The organism is Desemzia sp. FAM 23989 (assembly GCF_045528345.1).
In the GTDB taxonomy this organism is placed as follows: Bacteria; Bacillota; Bacilli; order Lactobacillales; family Carnobacteriaceae; genus Desemzia.
On sequence record NZ_JBGQQT010000018.1, the window covers coordinates 24218 to 42519 of the forward strand.

At 37.5% G+C, this 18302-nt stretch carries 17 protein-coding genes; 14 read left to right on the forward strand and 3 right to left on the reverse strand.

Features of this window, described 5'->3' with window-relative positions; genetic code table 11:
- Positions 1–135 precede the first annotated feature (135 nt).
- From ACEN36_RS09990 to dgoD, 6 genes are read left to right on the forward strand one after another with little or no spacing between them, the layout of a single operon-like run.
- Entirely contained in the window at positions 136–2208 is a 2073-nt protein-coding gene (locus ACEN36_RS09990; protein WP_407126536.1) for a BglG family transcription antiterminator, read from the forward strand.
- Positions 2205–2849, forward strand: a complete 645-nt coding sequence (locus ACEN36_RS09995; protein ID WP_407126537.1) for a bifunctional 4-hydroxy-2-oxoglutarate aldolase/2-dehydro-3-deoxy-phosphogluconate aldolase — start codon at positions 2205–2207, stop codon at positions 2847–2849. The genes ACEN36_RS09990 and ACEN36_RS09995 overlap by 4 nt, the downstream gene beginning before the upstream one ends.
- Entirely contained in the window at positions 2846–3325 is a 480-nt protein-coding gene (locus ACEN36_RS10000) for a PTS sugar transporter subunit IIA (protein ID WP_407126538.1), read from the forward strand. Before ACEN36_RS09995 ends, ACEN36_RS10000 begins: the two co-directional genes overlap by 4 nt.
- Positions 3326–3342: 17 nt before the next feature.
- A complete protein-coding gene (locus tag ACEN36_RS10005; RefSeq protein ID WP_407126539.1) occupies positions 3343–3618 on the forward strand; it encodes a PTS sugar transporter subunit IIB in 276 nt (91 codons plus the stop codon).
- Between the two features lie 24 nt (positions 3619–3642).
- Positions 3643–5043: a PTS galactitol transporter subunit IIC gene (locus ACEN36_RS10010; protein ID WP_407126540.1), complete on the forward strand. Its 1401-nt coding sequence runs from the start codon at positions 3643–3645 to the stop codon at positions 5041–5043.
- A 39-nt stretch (positions 5044–5082) separates the two neighbouring features.
- Positions 5083–6228: a galactonate dehydratase gene (dgoD, locus tag ACEN36_RS10015; protein ID WP_407126541.1), complete on the forward strand. Its 1146-nt coding sequence runs from the start codon at positions 5083–5085 to the stop codon at positions 6226–6228.
- 145 nt (positions 6229–6373) lie between these two features.
- On the opposite strand, the gene ACEN36_RS10020 is transcribed toward dgoD, so the two are convergent.
- Complete coding sequence (locus tag ACEN36_RS10020; RefSeq protein ID WP_407126542.1) at positions 6374–6841, reverse strand: hypothetical protein; 468 nt, start codon at positions 6839–6841, stop codon at positions 6374–6376.
- A gap of 573 nt (positions 6842–7414) precedes the next feature.
- Between ACEN36_RS10020 and ACEN36_RS10025 the strand changes: the two genes are divergently transcribed.
- The 3 genes from ACEN36_RS10025 (at position 7415) to ACEN36_RS10035 (ending at position 11245) form a co-directional block, all read left to right on the forward strand.
- Positions 7415–8794, forward strand: a complete 1380-nt coding sequence (locus ACEN36_RS10025) for a glycoside hydrolase family 1 protein (RefSeq protein WP_407126543.1) — start codon at positions 7415–7417, stop codon at positions 8792–8794.
- A 22-nt stretch (positions 8795–8816) separates the two neighbouring features.
- Positions 8817–10133, forward strand: coding sequence for a PTS sugar transporter subunit IIC (locus tag ACEN36_RS10030; protein ID WP_407126544.1), 1317 nt, complete (start codon positions 8817–8819; stop codon positions 10131–10133).
- Positions 10134–10522: 389 nt separating this feature from the next.
- A complete protein-coding gene (locus ACEN36_RS10035; RefSeq protein WP_407097120.1) occupies positions 10523–11245 on the forward strand; it encodes a GntR family transcriptional regulator in 723 nt (240 codons plus the stop codon).
- A 55-nt stretch (positions 11246–11300) separates the two neighbouring features.
- Here the strand turns inward: ACEN36_RS10035 and ACEN36_RS10040 are convergent, their stop codons facing one another.
- Positions 11301–12188 carry a LysR family transcriptional regulator gene (locus tag ACEN36_RS10040; protein ID WP_407097119.1) on the reverse strand — a complete coding sequence of 296 codons (888 nt, stop codon included), beginning with the start codon at positions 12186–12188 and terminating at the stop codon, positions 11301–11303.
- A gap of 177 nt (positions 12189–12365) precedes the next feature.
- Here ACEN36_RS10040 and ACEN36_RS10045 point away from each other — a divergent pair, with 177 nt between their 5' ends.
- From ACEN36_RS10045 to ACEN36_RS10065, 5 genes are all read left to right on the forward strand, one after another.
- A complete protein-coding gene (locus tag ACEN36_RS10045; protein ID WP_407126545.1) occupies positions 12366–12758 on the forward strand; it encodes a CidA/LrgA family protein in 393 nt (130 codons plus the stop codon).
- Entirely contained in the window at positions 12751–13458 is a 708-nt protein-coding gene (locus tag ACEN36_RS10050; protein WP_407097117.1) for an LrgB family protein, read from the forward strand. The genes ACEN36_RS10045 and ACEN36_RS10050 overlap by 8 nt, the downstream gene beginning before the upstream one ends.
- Before the next feature lie 56 nt (positions 13459–13514).
- The gene (locus ACEN36_RS10055) at positions 13515–14630 is read left to right on the forward strand and encodes a lactate oxidase (RefSeq protein WP_407126546.1); all 1116 of its coding nucleotides are present in this window, start codon (positions 13515–13517) and stop codon (positions 14628–14630) included.
- Between the two features lie 895 nt (positions 14631–15525).
- A complete protein-coding gene (locus ACEN36_RS10060) occupies positions 15526–16440 on the forward strand; it encodes a nuclease-related domain-containing protein (protein ID WP_407103024.1) in 915 nt (304 codons plus the stop codon).
- Between the two features lie 65 nt (positions 16441–16505).
- On the forward strand, positions 16506–16685 hold the full coding sequence (locus tag ACEN36_RS10065) for a 2-hydroxymuconate tautomerase (protein WP_407097114.1): 180 nt from the start codon (positions 16506–16508) through the stop codon (positions 16683–16685).
- 47 nt (positions 16686–16732) lie between these two features.
- Here the strand turns inward: ACEN36_RS10065 and ACEN36_RS10070 are convergent, their stop codons facing one another.
- Entirely contained in the window at positions 16733–18052 is a 1320-nt protein-coding gene (locus ACEN36_RS10070; protein ID WP_407126547.1) for an APC family permease, read from the reverse strand.
- Positions 18053–18302: the final 250 nt, after the last annotated feature.

The window sequence follows — 18302 nt, forward strand, 5'->3', positions numbered from 1 at the left end:
AACACTCTCAAGTAAGATGATGCAGATCCCAATGTGTAACAATTTTATTGGTCAAGCATGACAAAAGCTGTTGCGAAAACGATTTCAGTAAGGGGTTTTTCCATTGTATAATAAAGTCATCAGGAGGAGGATAAAATGTTTTTAGATAAACGTGGTCTAGATATTATGAAAACCTTGATACAGAATCCTCAGATAAAAAGTAAAGATTTGGAATTACTATTATCCTTAACAAGGAGGCAGATAAACTACTCTGTACAGAAAATTAACGACTCTTTGGAAACTCTTCAGTTGCCGAAGATATTAAGAAGCCAAAACGGGCATTTCATTGTGGATAAGCAAATTACCGATTATTTGACCAAGTCTAGTCTTTCAATAGCGACTGAACAAACTTATTATATTCCAACTGAACGAGAGAGAACGCTTTATTTGGTTCTATATTTACTTTCTAAGGCGGAGGATATTTCGCTTACTCATCTCGCAGAAGTACTTGAAGTCAGTAAAAATACGGCTTTAAATGATTTGAAACTGGCTAATGAAACATTAAAAGAATATAATTTAGAAATTTTGTACTCTAGAGTCAATGGATACAACATCATAGGTGAAGAAATTAAGATCCGCAAGTTAATACGCGTAATCATTTCCAAACTTTTGAATGTGTACCAAGGGAATGATTCTATAGCCCGTATTACGGATATCGATATAAATAAAGCGCAGGATGAAATTAAAAGTATCGAACAAAAGCTGAACTTGCATTATACAGATCAAAGTTTTGAAGTAATGTCTTATGTTATTTTACTAAATGAGAGACGTATCGAACAAGGCCACTTGCTAGGACAGAATTTTCATAATGGTCTTTTGGAAATGAACAGAACCAAAGAGTTTCGTATAACGTGCGAATTGTTGGGAAAATACAGTGATTGGCCGCAACAAGAGAAAGAATGGCTTGTACTTCAGTTTCTTACTGCAAGTCTTCAATACACCAATGTTGAAGAAATGGAAGACGATACGTTAGTGGCTGCAATTACTGATATGGTCAGGCTGTTCGAAGAAAAATCTTATATCACGATAGAGGATAAAAAAACTTTCATCAATAAACTCTTACTTCATTTGAGACCTGCTTATTATCGATTAAAGTATCACTTAACATTCGATTCAGATACTTATCATCATTTTATTGAAGGAAATGAAAGTTATTCATTATTGTTCAATTTAGTCAAAGAAGTAGTCATTCCTATAGAAAAGTTGATCCATGAGAAGATACCTAAAAACGAACTCAGCTTAATTTCATTCTTTTTTGGCGCCGAATTGATGAGACAGGGAATTACTTTAGATAATAAAATATATGCATTAGTTGTTTGTACAAATGGTATATCCATTTCCAAAATCTTAAGACTGACATTAAGCAAACTCTTTCCAAACTTTGTATTCTTGCCGGCTTTGTCTACTCGAGAATTCAGAAAATACCAAAAGAAATATGACATTGTGTTTACTACAGTCCCTATAAATTCTGATAAGCCAGTCTTTTTAGTAAATGCTTTAATGACGGATGCTGAGAAGAACAGTTTAAGTCATCAAGTACTAAAGGAATTAGGTTTAAAGGATAATCAATTTTCTATTGAAGAAGTTATGAAAGTTGTTAAAAATCATACTACAGTGACCGATGAAGAAGCATTAAGAAAAGCTTTAGAGAAAATGATTACTCATCAGATCCAAACAGAAAACGGTCGAAATAATATAGATGCAACACTACCAAATTTAGAACAGTATTTCTCAGACGATGTGATTCAAATTGTAGATCAAGTAGCAGATTGGAAAGAAGCTATTCGAATAGCTTGTCAGCCTTTATTAGACAAAAATGCAATAACGACAGATTATATAGACGCTTTGATTGAGCAAAATGATACCAGTGAAACATATAGTTTTTTAGGAAATGAAATGGCTATACCTCATGCGGCTACTGAACAAGGTGTCATTTCTGACAGTTTTGCAATGTTGATATTAAAGCAGCCGGTTTTGTTCAAAAACAATAAAAAAGTGAGTATCATTACTCCATTAGCGATATATAATCAAACACTTCATTTGAAAGCGGTTAATCAATTGGCTAATTTAGCTGAAGATAACGAAAGAATAGCTCAATTATTGTCTGCAAAGGACTCAGTTGAAGCCTTACAAGTCATAAAAAATGAAAGTCAGGAGACGATAGCATGAACAAAAAGACATTTCCTAAAGTAACAATTATTATGCGAGGCTACAATTATCAACAAGTAAATTTGATTATGGAAACTCTCGAAGGTAAAGAAGAGCAATTTGCCATTGAAATTACATTAAACTCTCCTGATGTTTTCGAAACGCTTCAAAAAATCATTAAACAATATGGAGAGAAATTCTGGATAGGTGCAGGAACAGTACTGAATTTACAAAATGCTAAAGATGCAGTAGAAGCTGGAGCGCAATTTATCTTGTCGCCAGTCATGTTGTCTAAGGAAGTTTTGGATTACTGTAAACAGAAAAATGTTATGAGTGTTCCAGCTGGAATGACACCAACAGAAGTGTACACGTTATTTCAAAATGGAGCAGATGTCGTCAAGTTATTTCCAGCGACCTCTCTAGATAGAGGCCACTTTAAAGCAATGCAGGGACCGTTAGGAGAGCTTTCTTTGATGGCAGTTGGAGGAATAAATGCTGGAAACGCAAATGATTTTTTAAATAAAGGCGCAAGTTATGTGGGAATTGGATCTGGAATCTTTGAAAAAGAGGATGTCTTAAACAATGATAAAGAAGCAGTGAAGAAATCTCTAGCAGTATTTGAAGAGACAGTATTCGGTACTACAAAGGAGGTTGCGCGATGAGTTTAGATTTAGACTTTAGCGAAAAAAATATATTTATTGACTTAGAATTTGAAAAGAAAGAAGATGTTTTGATATTTCTCACTGAAGAATTAACAAAACAAGGATATGTTCAAGCAGCCTTTAAGGAAGCTGTATTGGAAAGAGAAAAAGTATACCCGACAGGACTGCCGTCGCTTGGTGCAAAAATTGCGATACCTCATGCCAATCACGACTTAGTAAATAAAACAACCATAGCTATGGCAGTGCTGAATAAACCAGTGACCTTTTTTTCAATGGAAGATGTTGAAGCGCCATTAGATATTGAAATTGTCATTATGCTGGCAATTAGCGAGCCTCATGGACAAATTGAAATGCTGCAACGAGTAGTATCGATTATTCAAGACGAAGAATTAACACGAAAAATTGTAGACAGTAAATCAAAAACAGACATATTAGACATGCTAAAACCATATTTTTACGAAACTCAAAACCAATAAAAAAGGGGATTTTAATTATGAAAAGAATATTAGTAGCTTGTGGAAATGGAATTGCAACATCAACAGTGGTAGCGTCAAAAATTAGAGATTATGTAGAAGAAAAAGGAATAAGTGCCACAACAACACAATGTAAATTAATGGAAGTTCCTGGAAAAGCTGAGGATTATGATTTGGTCGTTACAACTGGACAATTTGATGGGAAATCAGGCACACCAGTTGTCAGAGCGTTATCTTTATTAACAGGTATCGGACAAGAAGAAACGTTAGAAGAAATAGTAGGGCATTTAAAATAATTATATATAAAGGAGAACAATATTATGTGGAATGCAGTTATGGCAGGGTTTAATTGGCTCATAGAAGCAGGGGCAACAGTGATGTTGCCAGTTATCATTACTATAATTGGGTTGATATTTGGACTCAAGCTGTCAAAAGCCTTTAAGTCTGGATTAACACTAGGGATTGGATTTGCAGGAATTCGTCTTATCTTAGATTATATGACGGCCAATATTGGACCAGCTGCTAAAGCAATGGTTGAAAATATCGGAGTAGAGCTAGATGTTCTGGATGTCGGCTGGGGATCGATTGCAGCAGTTACTTGGTCATCACCGATTATTGCAATTTTAATTTTTGGTATTTTAGCAACAAACATTATTATGTTGATTTTTAAATGGACCGATACATTGGATGTTGATATTTGGAATTATCATCATATGGCGATTGTTGGTATCATGGTTCACTTTGTTACAGGAAATGTACTGTTAGGTATTGGTGCATCAGTGGTTATGGCTATCACAACATTCAAAATTGCTGATTGGTCACAACCGATGATTGAGAAATTCTTTGGAATTCCAGGAGTTTCACTACCTACAGTTTCAGCAACATCATCCCTCTTGATTGCATGGCCGTTGAACTGGTTGTTAGATCGAATTCCAGGGATGAACAAAATCAATTTTTCATTAAAAGATACACAAAAATATTTAGGTTTCTTCGGAGATCAAATGATTATGGGTCTTATCTTAGGTTCTGGAATTGGAGTACTTGCTGGATATGACTTAACGTCGATTCTTCAATTAGGTGTAAGTATGTCGGCTGTTTTAGTATTGATTCCTAAAATGACTTCAATGTTTATGGAAGGGTTGATGCCAATTTCAGATGCCGCTCAAAAATGGAGCCAAAAGAAATTTAAAGACAGAAAATTATTTATTGGTTTAGATGCAGCTGTTGTTGTAGGAAATCAAGATGTTATTACCACAGCTTTAATTATTATTCCTCTAACAATTGCATTAGCTGTTATGTTACCAGGAAATCGAATGTTACCGTTTGCTGACTTAGCTGTTATTCCTTTCCGTGTAGCATTAGTTGTTGCATTGACTAAAGGAAATCTATTTAAAAATTTAATCATTGGTTTAGCAACTACTGCTGCTTTACTATATGCAGGTTCTATTACAGCTCCAGCTTTAACAGCTATAGCTGAAAATGTAGGTATCGATATTGCTATTGCAGGAGGAGCGCTACTGATTTCTTCATTTGCGGCAACTAGTTTGACGCATAGCTTCTTAGTATTCTTGGCTTTTACAGGAAATCTATTCTTCACTATGCCGGTTATGATTGTTGTCATTGCTGTTACATGGTATTTCTTTGAAGTCATTAAACCTAGAAAAGCAGCTACTAAATTAGCTGAAAATTCAGTAGATAAACCTATTGAACAGACCAATTAGTTTATCACATGTAAAGACAATTTATATAGGAGGCTGAGCATGAAAATTTCAGATGTAACAGTTTATAAAATTAAGCCAAGATGGATTTTTATTAAAATCAGTACGGATGAAGGTATTGATGGTTGGGGAGAAATGATTTCGGGAACAAAGACTGAAACAGTTGTCGCTGGTGCCTACGAAATGGGAAAACGCATAATAGGTCGTAATCCATTTGAAATTGAACGCATTTGGCAAGAATTGCACCGCTCATTTTTCCGAGGTGGTCCCATCAACAGTACGATTGTATCTGGAATTGAGATGGCACTTTGGGATATTAAAGGGAAGTATTTTAATACACCAGTGTATGAACTTCTTGGAGGAGCTGCACGGGATAAAATCAAAGTTTATTCTTGGATTGGCGGGGACAGACCTAATGAAGTGGTAGAACAAGCTTTGGATAGAAAAAATAGAGGGTTTAATGCGATTAAGATGAATGGAACAGAAGAGTTGCATTACATTGATTCGTTTAAAAAAATTCAATCTGTTATAGACAGAGTAGGCTCAATTAGAGACGAGCTTGGTTTTGATATGGAAATAGCTGTTGATTTCCATGGACGTGTACACAAACCTATGGCTAAAGTTTTAGCGAAGGAACTTGAGCAATTTAAACCGATGTTCTTAGAAGAAGTGGTACTTCCCGAAAATGAGGAAGCTTTTGCTGAAGTTGCTCAACACGTAGCTACACCGCTAGCCACAGGAGAAAGATTAAATTCAAGATGGCAATTTAAGAACATTTTCAAAGCGGGCGTCATTGATATTATTCAACCCGATGTTGCTCTTGTTGGAGGAATTCTAGAGACAAGAAAAATTGCAGCTATGGCTGAGGCTTATGATATGGCAGTTGCTCCACATGCACCCTATGGACCGATTGCTTTAGCAGCAACGTTGCAAGTAGATGCATGTACACCTAACGTATTTATCCAAGAACAAAGCTTAGGAATTCATTACAACAAAGGGTTCGATTTATTGGATTTTGTGAAGAATAAGGAAGTCTTCCAATACAAAGATGGATTTGTTGATTTGCCAAGTAAACCAGGGCTAGGACTTGAATTAAATGAAGATTTGATTCATGATATTTCTCAAGAAGGATTAGTATGGACCAATCCTCAATGGAAAAATTATGATGGGACAATTGCGGAATGGTAAAAATTGGTGGCATCTAACAAGTTTTTGAAATTATCCTAATAGAAAATAAGAATTCTTAGTTCCCAAAATCTGGGGATTAAGAATTCTTATTTTTTATTGCTACCTTTTTATTTTTTGAAATTTAAACTTTGTACAGTGAGCATTATTAATACCAATCAAACTCTTCTTTAATCTTTAAATCTAAATCTATATTTTTCTTCTGACATTCATCTAAAAAATAATTTTTTTTTGAAAAAGAATCAACCTTCTGAGCTTCTTTATCTACAATAAAATATTCGTATTCTTTAAAAAAGAAACTATCATTATTTTTAGTAACCGATTGAACAATAATATAATTGTCGTTATAATTTAATTTTTCTACATATTCAATTAAAGTTATTGGGTTTTCTCCTTCTTCAACAAACCACAAATATGAAGTCGTGGCACTAGTTGTTACGATACGATAATGATTATCAATTTTTATTGTATGCCCAGCTGCACTTGCAGTCGGAGATCGATATATACTATCTGGTGGAAAAAATCGTGGAGAAACCCATTTATATCCAAGAAATAGAATGATACTTCCGCTAACAATAGTTAGAATAGTACCTACGATAATTAGTTTTTTTTTCATCACAATTCACTCCTAAATCAATTTTAACCCAATTACATTGTGTATGATATAGAAATATTAAACGGTTTAATTAATCCCAAAGTCTGCTTTGTAAGACAATAATTATTTCTAGACCCAACAACAAAATCATAGCAATAAGACTAATTACAGCTTCACTCATCATTGTATCATAACTTTTTAAAGTAGAACCTTTTTCTATAATGTAAGAGTCAATTATAGAATCAATATACGATTTGTTCTCACTATCTAAACTAAGTGCTTTATTAAGTAAAGCATTATTTTCTAAACTAATTACTGACTCATTCTCTGAATTTGTTTTTTTAAAATAGTTTTTCTTCAGCGTTAACATATTGGCTGAATAAATAAAATACACTCAAAGCAATAGTGATATTCTCCCTCTATACTAGACTGTTAATAAACAAAAACTGTTTACTCTAAGGGGAGTTCTTTTGTTTACTCAGATGACACTTAAAGATAATTTGATATACCAAATTATTTAATATATGTATATTTGTATTGACAACAAAAATAAAAACGCTTACAATAAACTCATAAAAAAGAGGAGGTATTTGCATGGGCAAGAAACTGAGAGACGATTTTTTATGGGGGAATTCGGTATCGAGTATGCAGACTGAAGGAGCTTGGAATGAAGGTGGAAAAGGAAAATCCGTTTATGATATACGTGAAGCTTCGGAATTTGCTTCTGACTGGAAGGTGGCAACAGACAGCTACCACCGTTACGAAGAAGACTTCGATTGGATGAACGAGTTGGGCATGAACTGCTACCGATTCCAGATTTCTTGGTCGCGTGTGTTTCCCAATGGGGATGGCGAAATCAATGAAGAGGGTGTAGCCTTTTATGAACGCTTTATTGATGCATTGCTCGAAAGAGGCATTGAGCCGATGATTTGCTTGTACCATTTTGATATGCCGCTTCATTTAGCAGAATCGTATAACGGATTTTTATCTCGTGAAGTTGTGGATGCATTTGTCCGTTATGGGAAAGCTATGGTAGACCGTTTTAAAGGGAAAGTGAAATACTGGATCACCTTCAATGAGCAAAATATTTTTGGTTTTTCTGGCGCGTTTCCTATCGGCGGAGTAATGACAGGGGAGAATACTGAAAAAGAGTTGTATCAATTGCAGCACAATACCATGATGGCACATGCTGAGATAGCCAATTACATTCACGAAACAGCTCCAGGTTGTGAAATTGGCGGAATGGTCGCTTACTCAAAAGTCTATCCAGCCACACCTAAACCCGAAGATGTTTTCGCGGCTCAAAAATTGGATGATTTCTTCAATCAATTTTTCTTAGAAGTCTTTACTTATGGCAAATACCCTGCCTTTATGACGACGTATCTAGAAAATCATGACTTAACTCCTGAAATGAGAGAAGATGACTTGGAAGTACTAGCGAAGTTGACGAGTGACTGGTTGTCATTCAGTTACTACGCCAGCCATGTGGTCAGTGCAGAAAATATCACGGAGACAACGCCTGTTTACCGTTATTTGGAAGTAGGGAAAATAGCGAACGCTTATTTAGAAGCTACAGAATGGGATTGGCAAATCGATCCGCTTGGTTTCCGTTCGATATTACTGGATATGCATAGCCGCTATCATTTGCCCATATTCCCAATTGAAAATGGGATCGGTGTAATCGAAGAGTTGCCTGAAGAAGGACTTATCCAAGATGATTACCGAATTTCTTACCACAGAGACCATCTTCAAGCGATGAAAGATGCTATTTTCCTAGACGGTGTAGACTGTATCGGTTACCTCGGATGGGGCTTGATCGATATTCTCAGTTCCCAAGGGGATATGCGCAAACGATACGGTGTGGTTTACGTCAATCGTGAGAACCACGACTTGAAAGACTTAAAGCGGGTTCCGAAGAAAAGTTTTGCTTGGCTTCAACAAGTGATTCAAAGCAATGGCGAAAACTTAGGCTAGAGACTGAAATGGAGGAAGATCGATGGCTCAAACTACAAAAAAAGGTTCGAACTTTTTAGATAAATTTGCTGAATTTGCTGCAAAATTAGGAAACCAAGTTCATTTACGCTCATTGCGTGATGCTTTTGCTGTATTGATGCCGCTATTCATTCTAGCTGGGGTAGCCGTTCTGATTAACAATGTTGTCTTTCCTTGGGTCTTTGAAGGGAGTACCTTGGAAAGTGCACAGATTTGGGGAACAGTTATTATCAATGGAACATTGAATATTGCTGGGTTATTGATTGCACCCATGATCGGGTACAACTTATCTGTGAACAAAGGCTTTATGAATCCGATTGCTTCCGCGGCAGTTGGGATTGCTTCTCTGGTTATCATGATGCCTGTAAATCTTTTCGTTACACCGGTGGGCTCAGAAGAACAAATACTCACTTCAGGCGTCATGACCTATGGAAATCTGGGTACGACGGGGATGTTCGCAGGAATTATTATTGGTTTAGCTGCCACAGAATTGTTTATCAGACTGTCCAATATTAAAAGATTGCAGATCAATCTAGGTGAAAATGTGCCGCCTCAAGTAGGAAAATCGTTTAGTACTATGATTCCTGTTATTTTAGTGCTTTCGTTGTTTGGTATCGTGGCATTGGTTTTACATGTATTCTTTGACACTGACCTGATCAACTTGATCTCAGTAGCTATTCAAGAACCATTGAGAGCTGTTAACACGAGCTTGTTGGGGACATTGTTGATTTACAGCACTGGAAATTTCTTGTTTACCTTGGGGATTCACCAAAGCGTAATCAACGGAACCCTGCTAGATCCCTTACTGCTGACAAATATGAATGAAAACACGTTAGCTTTCGCAAATGGAGAAGAAATTCCAAATATCATGACTAGCGCCTTTGTTCCTACATTTGGAATGATCGGAGGGACAGGGAGTACACTCTGCCTGCTGATCGCTATTTTCATCTTTAGTAAGCAAAAAGCCCCTAAAGATTTGGGTAAACTAGCGCTGGCGCCTGGGGTGTTCAATATTAATGAACCTGTCATTTTCGGTTATCCGATCGTCTTTAATTTGCCGATGATGATTCCTTTCGTATTGCAGCCGGCTATTGGGATTGTGATTGGTTATTTAGCGACATCTTGGGGATGGATGAATTATACAGTGGCCAATATTCCTTGGACGACACCGCCTCTTCTGAGTGCTTTTCTGGCAACTGCGGGAGATTGGCGAGCCATTGTGGTACAACTTATTATTATCGTAATAGGAGTAGCGTTGTATTTGCCATTTATGAAAATCAGTGAACGTTCCGCACAGATTGCTGCAGAGAAAAATACCTGATTTTTTGACAAATTGAATAAAAGACAAAAAGGCTGTGACTCGTCTCTCAGTCTTTTTATCTATAACATCTAGTTTTACTGGTTCTTCAACTTTTTATGTTGGCGAATAAAAACGAACTGCCTCTTAATTCTAAACCTTATAGAAACTTCTGCAGGAGTATGGGATACGTGTAGAGTCATGAGACTTAACCATGATGAGAAAGAATTGACGTTTGATCATCAATGATGTGTTCTGAATGATGAAGTTAGGAGCTTTATCATCAATAAGCCAGCCTGAACAATGAAACTAGGGTATTAACATCAATTAATCCGTCTGAATGATGAAGAACAGTTTTACTTTTGTGAGGTGTTTCGTATAATTTAAATAGCAGATAAAGAGGAGATAGAACCATGCATAAATACGAACAGGTTGCTCAAGCGATACGAGATAGGATCCAAAATGGGACATACACACTAAAGAGTGCTTTGCCCGATCAAATGCAGTTGTGTAAAGAATTTGGGGCGAGCCGGATAACGATTAAGCGCGCCTTGAACTTGTTGATTGAGGAAGGTTATCTTTACAGCAGACAAGGCTCTGGGACCTACGTAATGAAAAATGCACTTGCTAAGAATGAGCTGGATTCCCGGTTTGATGTGTACACGGGCTTAACAGACCAACTTTCTGACCAAATCGTTACAAGTAAAGTGATTCAATTTGTCATTCGCAATCCTGCAGAAGATGAAGCAGACAAATTGTTGTTGACGGAAGAAGATTTCATTTATGATATTCAGCGGGTGCGATACGTAGACGGTGAAGAGTACTTGATCGAACACACTCTCATGCCTGTGGAAGTTATTCCGGATGTGACGAAGAAAGTCCTTGCCGGTTCGATTTATAGTTACATTCAACATACGCTGGGATTGAAGATAGGTGGATTGAACAGACGTATAACGGCTGAAAGACCGGATGAATTGGATCAAGAGTACCTATTTTGTACAAAGGAAGATCCTGTTTTACAGGTGGAACAAGTGGTTCATTTGATAGATGGAACGCCTTTTGAATATTCAAGGACCCGGCATCGTTTCGACAAAGGCGGGGTCAATGTCGTAAAAAATTATGGTGAGCATAGTTGAAGATAAAAAATTGCCGCTCGGTACTTATTCATTTAGGTAGCGGGCGGCAGTTTTTTTATTTCGCACGGGATTGTGTTAGTTGGATCATCGTATTATTGAACTCTTTTTGGAAATAAGTGACATTGCTTTCCTTATTGACGATCAAGCTGATGTAAAATTTTGGTGCATCTTCAATAGGGATTTTGACGAGATCGTAGTGGTCTTTTACCAAGATGTCAATCATGAAGGCAACCATGTTGGTAGAAGAAGCAATCGACAAGGCCGTTTGAATTTCTTTGGTAAAAAGGGTTTTTGGTTGTTTGATCAGATGAGTTTTAGCCCATTGTTCAAATACACGTTGATGAGTGTAACCTTGCGCCAAGGAAATAAAGACTTCTTGCTGGACATCTTCCACACGGACGAACTCTCTTGCAGCTAAAGGGTTATCAGGAGATGCCCAAAGAGCCAAATCTTGTGTCACTAAAGGAATCTGTATCAGGTTTTTGTCCTTGAATACAGACTGATCACTTCCAATGATCGCCAAAGGAACTTGTCCACTGCTCACTAGGTCAAGCATGACATCTGAACTTTCTTCTTCAATCAGCTTTAAAGAATTGGTGAATTTGCCTAAATGAGGCATCAGTTTGGACATAAAGTGGCCGCCGATCGTGGGCAGGAAACCGAAGTAGACAACTTGATTCTTTAAATCATGGATTTCTTCTTTAGCTGTATCAATAGTATTTAAAATTTGCTGGGAGTGTTTGAGCAGTATTTCACCAGTCTCGGTCAAATGCAAGTTCTTGTGAAGTCTTTTCCTATCAATCAGAGTAGTATCCAGCTCTTTTTCGAGACGTTTCAAAGACATGGAAATAGACGGTTGAGAGATATAGAAATGTTCGGCGGTAGCAGTGAAATTTAGTGTTTTTGCTAAATGGTTAAAATAGACTAAATCTTGTAAATTCATATAAGGCTCCTTCGAAAGATTGTGAAAACACAAACATAAACAAAAGATATGATAGTGTTTATTTTCATAAATAATGTTTATAGTACCATAAAAAAACAGTATTTTCGAACTAAATGATAGCATGATATACTATACATCTTGAAGCGTTTACAAAACGCTGGTGGAAGGTGTGGTCTTTTGAAAATAATCAAACAGCTCTTTTGGATTTTTTTATTCTCTTTTATAGGGGAAATTATTTCCGCTTTGATCGCTTCATTTATAGCAATACCCGGTAGCGTTATCGGGATGATCTTGCTGTTCTTAGCGCTGCAATTTAACTGGGTTCGCGTTGAGCAAGTAGATGAGGTCGGTACATGGCTGACAGATAATATGGGGATTTTCTTCGTCCCAGCAGGTGTGGGGCTGATGTCAAACTTTGGTGTCTTAGCAAATACTTGGTGGCAACTACTGATCATTATGGCAGTAACGACTATTTTGATGATGGGATTTGTTGGCAAAATAGTACAAAGTGTCAAAGGTATAGTGAAGAAAAATAAATTAGTTGAGAAAGGAGAAGATTCGCATGCTTGAGAGTATTTTAAATAATCCAATGTTGTGGATCACAATAACTATTGGCCTATATCTAATAGCTGGGAAATTAAAAGCCAAATGGCCTAAGAATCCTTTGTTTACTCCGTTGGTATTTGCGATCATTGTCATTATTTTATTCTTGCTCGCAACAGATATCCCGTTAGAGACTTATAATACTGGCGGACGCTTCTTCAGTTTATTTGTAACTCCAGCTACAGTGGCTTTGTCTATTAAGCTGAAAAAGAATCTTGTATACTTAAAGAAATATTATGCAGCAATTTTATCGGGAATCGTTTCCGGAGTGATTTTCCATACGGTTATGATTTATTCTTTTGCATTGTTGTTCAAATTTGATCGGAATATGGTGGCAACTTTGCTGCCTAAATCGATTACTACAGCAATCGCAGTCGGTGTTTCTGACTCCTTAGGGGGTATTGTTTCTTTAACGGTTGCGGTAGTTGTGTTCACCGGAGTTATTGGAGCGGTCGTTGGTCAAACGGTCTTCAAGATCTTCAAAATTGACGATCCAGTGGCGCAAGGGGTGGCTCTTGGAAGTTCTTCTCACGCTATGGGAACAACAAAAGCGATCGAGTTAGGTGATGTCCAAGGCGCAATGTCAGGTTTATCGATTGTGGTTACCGGAATCATAGTGGTTATTCTAGCTCCGCTAACAGTACCGATCACAAATTTATTATTTTAATTTAATTTAGGTTATACTCTTAAAAAACAATACTCAAAAAGGATGGTTGAAAAATTATGGCTGAACAAACAATTAAATATGACGCACCAACAGTAGAACAAGAAATCGATGTTGTCAGCACGTATCGTTTAGAAGATGAAGCTCGTGCTGTAGTTCCTAAAGGTGGATTTGATTACATCTCAGGTGCTTCAGGAGAAGAATACACGCTAAAACAAAACAATGAATCATGGAAACGCAAAGGGATTTTACCTCGTGTACTAGCAGATGTAGAAAATCCAGATACATCAACGTCTATTTTGGGGCACGATATCAAAGTACCATTCATTATGGCGCCAATCGCAGCTCATGGGTTGGCTCATGAAACAAAAGAAGCGGGAACAGCTAGAGGGATTTCTGAATTTGGCGGAACAATTATGTCAATCAGTGCTTATTCTGGGGCTACATTTGAAGAAATCGAAAAAGGATTGAATGGCAACCCGCGTTGGTTCCAAATCTACATGAGTAAAGATGATGACATGAATAAAAATATTTTGGATGAAGCAAAAGCGGATGGCGCTACAGCTATCATTTTAACGGCTGATGCTACTTTAAGTGGTAACCGCGAAAAAGATATGCTGAATAAATTCGTGTATCCGTTTGGTATGCCGATTGTGTCTCGTTACTTGACTGGATCAGGTAAAAACATGTCTCTAAACAACATTTATGCTCAATCGAAACAAAAAATCTGTCCCGAAGATGTTAAATTCATCTCTGAATATTCAGGATTGCCAGTTTTTGTTAAAGGGATTCAAACTCCTGAAGATGCTGTATTAGCTATTGGTGCCGGAGCAGCTGGTGTTTGGGTTTCCAACCATGGAGGCCGTCAATTAGATGAAGCTCCTGGTTCATTTGATACATTGGAAGAGATTTCTAAGGCTGTTGCTGGTCGCGTTCCGATTGTATTTGATAGTGGAGTTCGTCGTGGAGAACACATCTTTAAAGCATTGGCAAGCGGTGCAGACATCGTTGCTGTAGGTCGTCCAGTATTATATGGACTAGCTTTAGGCGGTTGGAAAGGTGTTAAATCTGTGTTAGACTACTTTGAAAAAGATTTGCAACGTGTGATGCAATTAGCAGGAACGCAAACGATCGAAGACGTGAAGAATGCTCGTTTGTTTGATATGAAATACTAATTTAGAATGAATTTGAAACAGCGCAAGCGCCCCTTATTAGGTGCTTGCGCTGTTTTTGATAGATTAATTTCCGCGTAGGCGAAAAGATTCTTTAATGAAAGGCTGCAGAGTAGTGCTATTTTATAATTAGGACTGTTTTTCTTAGTAAATTGTAAGATATAGACGTTCTGCTTCACAATTTGGCAGAAGAAAGCGAGGTGATTATTAGGTAGAGAGGTTCTATCTAACGATTGGTAGGATTGAAGGGCGTATATCAGTAAATAGAGAGCCGTTACCTAATGATTCTAGAGAAAAATACGTTTGTTTTATGAACTAGATGTCTCATACTTCATAATTGCAGCTGAATCAGATCGAGAAGTGTGAAGTAGGTCGTCAAGTAATGAAGAACTTTTCATTAGGAGAGTTTTCGCTCAAGCGAAAAGCTGCTTTGTGGAAGTGATTGACCGGATAGCTCATAATTAGGAACTTTATTAAAGACGAATGGTGAGCTATAGACGCTCTACTTCCTGATTTGCGAGAAATAAGTGGGTCAATGATTAGGTAGAGGGGTGCTACTTCATAATTAGCAAGATAAAAAGTTGTTAATCATAATCTAGAGGAGCGCTACCGAAGCATTTCATAGAAAAACACGAGTCTTTTATGAGGTAGAGGAGTTATAGCTCACAAATGACAAGAAAAAATGGCTTGAATGATTAGGTAGCGTTGGTCTATCTAATCATTCAAGCTGAAAATTAGTCTAGATTAGTAGATAGCAGCAGTTTACCTAACAATTACAGCTAAACTAGATTGAGAAGTGTGAAATAGCTTGTCAGATAAGCAAAAATTTTTAGCGATTAAAAAATACTCCTTAAAAATGCGTATATGGATTTATGAAGTGAAAAAGAGGAGTGATAGGATGATCGTTAAAGAAAGGGAGACCCCTCATCGTCTATTAGTGATGAGATCTCTGGCAAATCGGATGATTTTATCTCGGGATGACCGCAATAAGTACAGCAATTGGGAAAAAGGCGATGAAGGAGAAATCACCTTTATTTCATTAACGACGACACGATTAACACGCGACTGTTTAATTTTGAATGACCTATATTTAGAAGTAAAAGGAAAAAGTTGTCAAATAGACAATTTAGTGATTACGGCAAAAGGACTATCTATACACGAAGTGAAAAATTTTGCAGGCGAGTATTATTACCAAAACGACAAAATGTATCATGGACGATATGAAAAAGAGGTGTACGACCCGACTTACCAAATCCGGAATGCAGAATCTGTCTTGCGTCAATTACTGGATCAGATGGGATATCATTTTGCAATCCAAAAGTATATCGTCTTTGTAAATCCAAATTTTACCTTATTTGGAGCGCCGAGAAATAGCGGGTTGATCTTACCGAGTATGATAGATGCTCATTTTACAACGTTAAATGAAATAACGGGTCATTTGAATCCACACCATCATCAATTTGCTGAGGAGATCAAAGAGCTGCACAAAGTAGATTTTTCTTTGCGAAATGTGCCTTATTATGATGACAACCTTTTGAAAAAAGGGGTGACTTGTGTTCAATGCGGTAAGTTCATAAACCAATTTACTAAAAAAAGAAGTTGTGTGTGTAGTCATTGCGGCAAAGAAGAATTGGTGTCACATGCTATCATTCGTCTCGCAAAAGAATGTAGGCTGCTGTTTCCTGATCAAAAGATCACTGTTTCTGTTCTTCTCAAATGGTGCGACTTTCAGTTATCTGCTAGCAGAATCAGGTATGCTTTAAACAAGCATTTAAAAGCTGAAGGTACTGGCAGATGGCGATGTTACAAATAATAAAAAATCAGTTGATTATTCGCCATGAACAGCTAAAATAAAAAGAAACAGAAAGGATGATCGTTATGCCATTTGTACATGTTGAATTAGTTGAAGGACGGACTGCAGAACAAAAAGCAGGTCTAGTCAAAGATATCACAGAAGCAATAGTAAAAAATGCTGAAGTGCCAGCAGATCGCGTGCACGTTATTATTGAAGAGATGAAAAAGACCGATTACGCTGTCGGCGGCAAATTATTAAGTTAGACAAATAGAAAAAGGTGCAGCCCTCAATGTGGAGGCTGCACCTTTTTTTATACCGTTTTCCTGCGTTTATAAAAGTAAACAGGCAATCCGATAATGGTCAAGAAAATTCCTAATGCGGTGTTTGTAGGCTGTGTCAATAAAGTATTCACAACTATGAAACAGCCTCCAATGATAGCAATCAGAGGAATTACAGGATAAAAAGGGACTTTATAAGGGCGCACAAGTTCTGGTTCTTTTTTGCGCAAGATAAACACAGCGACAAAGACCAACGTGTAGAAAATCCAAATTACGAAGACCAGCAAATCCGTCAGCTGGTTGTATTGACCGGTAAAAATCATTACGATAGCGATCAACAAAAGTAAGAGAGCACTGTTGGCTGGAACCTGCTGGCTGTTTAACTTTTTCAACCGGTTGCTGAAAGGCAATTCATTGTTTAAAGCCATGGCATAAGGAACACGAATCCCCGTCATCGTGTAGCCGTTGATCGTCCCAAAAACAGAAATTAAAATACCGATTGTCACCAGTTTCCCTCCAGAATTTCCAAACAGCAAATGAGCCACTTCTGCGGCAGGTATCGGCGTAGCCCCGAGTGCAGCAGCCGGCATCACTTGCAGATAAGCCAAATTGATCAATACATAAATCCCCATCACGGCTGTTAATCCAGCTACGATAGCTTTTGGCAAATCTTTTTTAGGGTCTTTCATTTCGCCGGCAATCGTACCAACGTTGATCCACCCGTCATAGGCAAATAATGTCGCGACCAATCCTGTACCTAATTTGGAAATCGTGGAGGTAGGAGTCATAAAGTCAGGCAGTAATTGGAACTGAACATCTCCTTGATGCAGCAGACCAAACACAATGATCACAAAAAGCGGGACCATCTTTGCTACTGTCGCTATGGATTGCAGGCGACCAGCTTTTTGAGTTCCCATCAAATTAGTCAGTATGATGGCACAAGCTGCCGTAATCGCGATAGGAATCACGTATGACTGTGTCAATCCCAACAAATTGACTGCTTGTGTCGCGAAAATAATTGATAAGGCAGCGATATTGGCTGGAAAATAAACAATTGTCTGTGCCCATCCTAAGAGGTAACTGATCAAAGGACCATAGGCACGGCGTAAGTAAACTACCATCCCACCCGTTTCCGGAATAGCAGCGGACAATTCTGCTGTTGTCAGTCCGCCGCAAATAGTGATTAACCCCCCTAAGACCCAAGCTGCCAGACCTAGCCCCGCCGTTTCAGTAGCTAAATAAACAGCTTCCGGTTTGAAAAACACTCCTGAACCGATGACGGTTCCCATGACAATAGTTAATGCTGTAAAAAAGGATATTTCTTTTTTTAAACCTTTAGTGGTTTCTTTCATAAAGCTCTCCGCCTTTATCTTGTGGTATCAAAGTTCTAATTCAACTCAGTAATGGCAACGCGTCTATTTAAACTAGCACCCCGTTTTTGCCTTTTCCTATTGTACAGGAATCTATATAGAGAAGAAAGGGGATGTAAATGCTGATTTCCATAATCCTTAGTTATAGGTTGAACAAAGACGCATCATCCGAATATTCTGAATATTTTATCACTTTTTTGCAAATGGGCCTTACTTTTCCTTTTTTATGTGT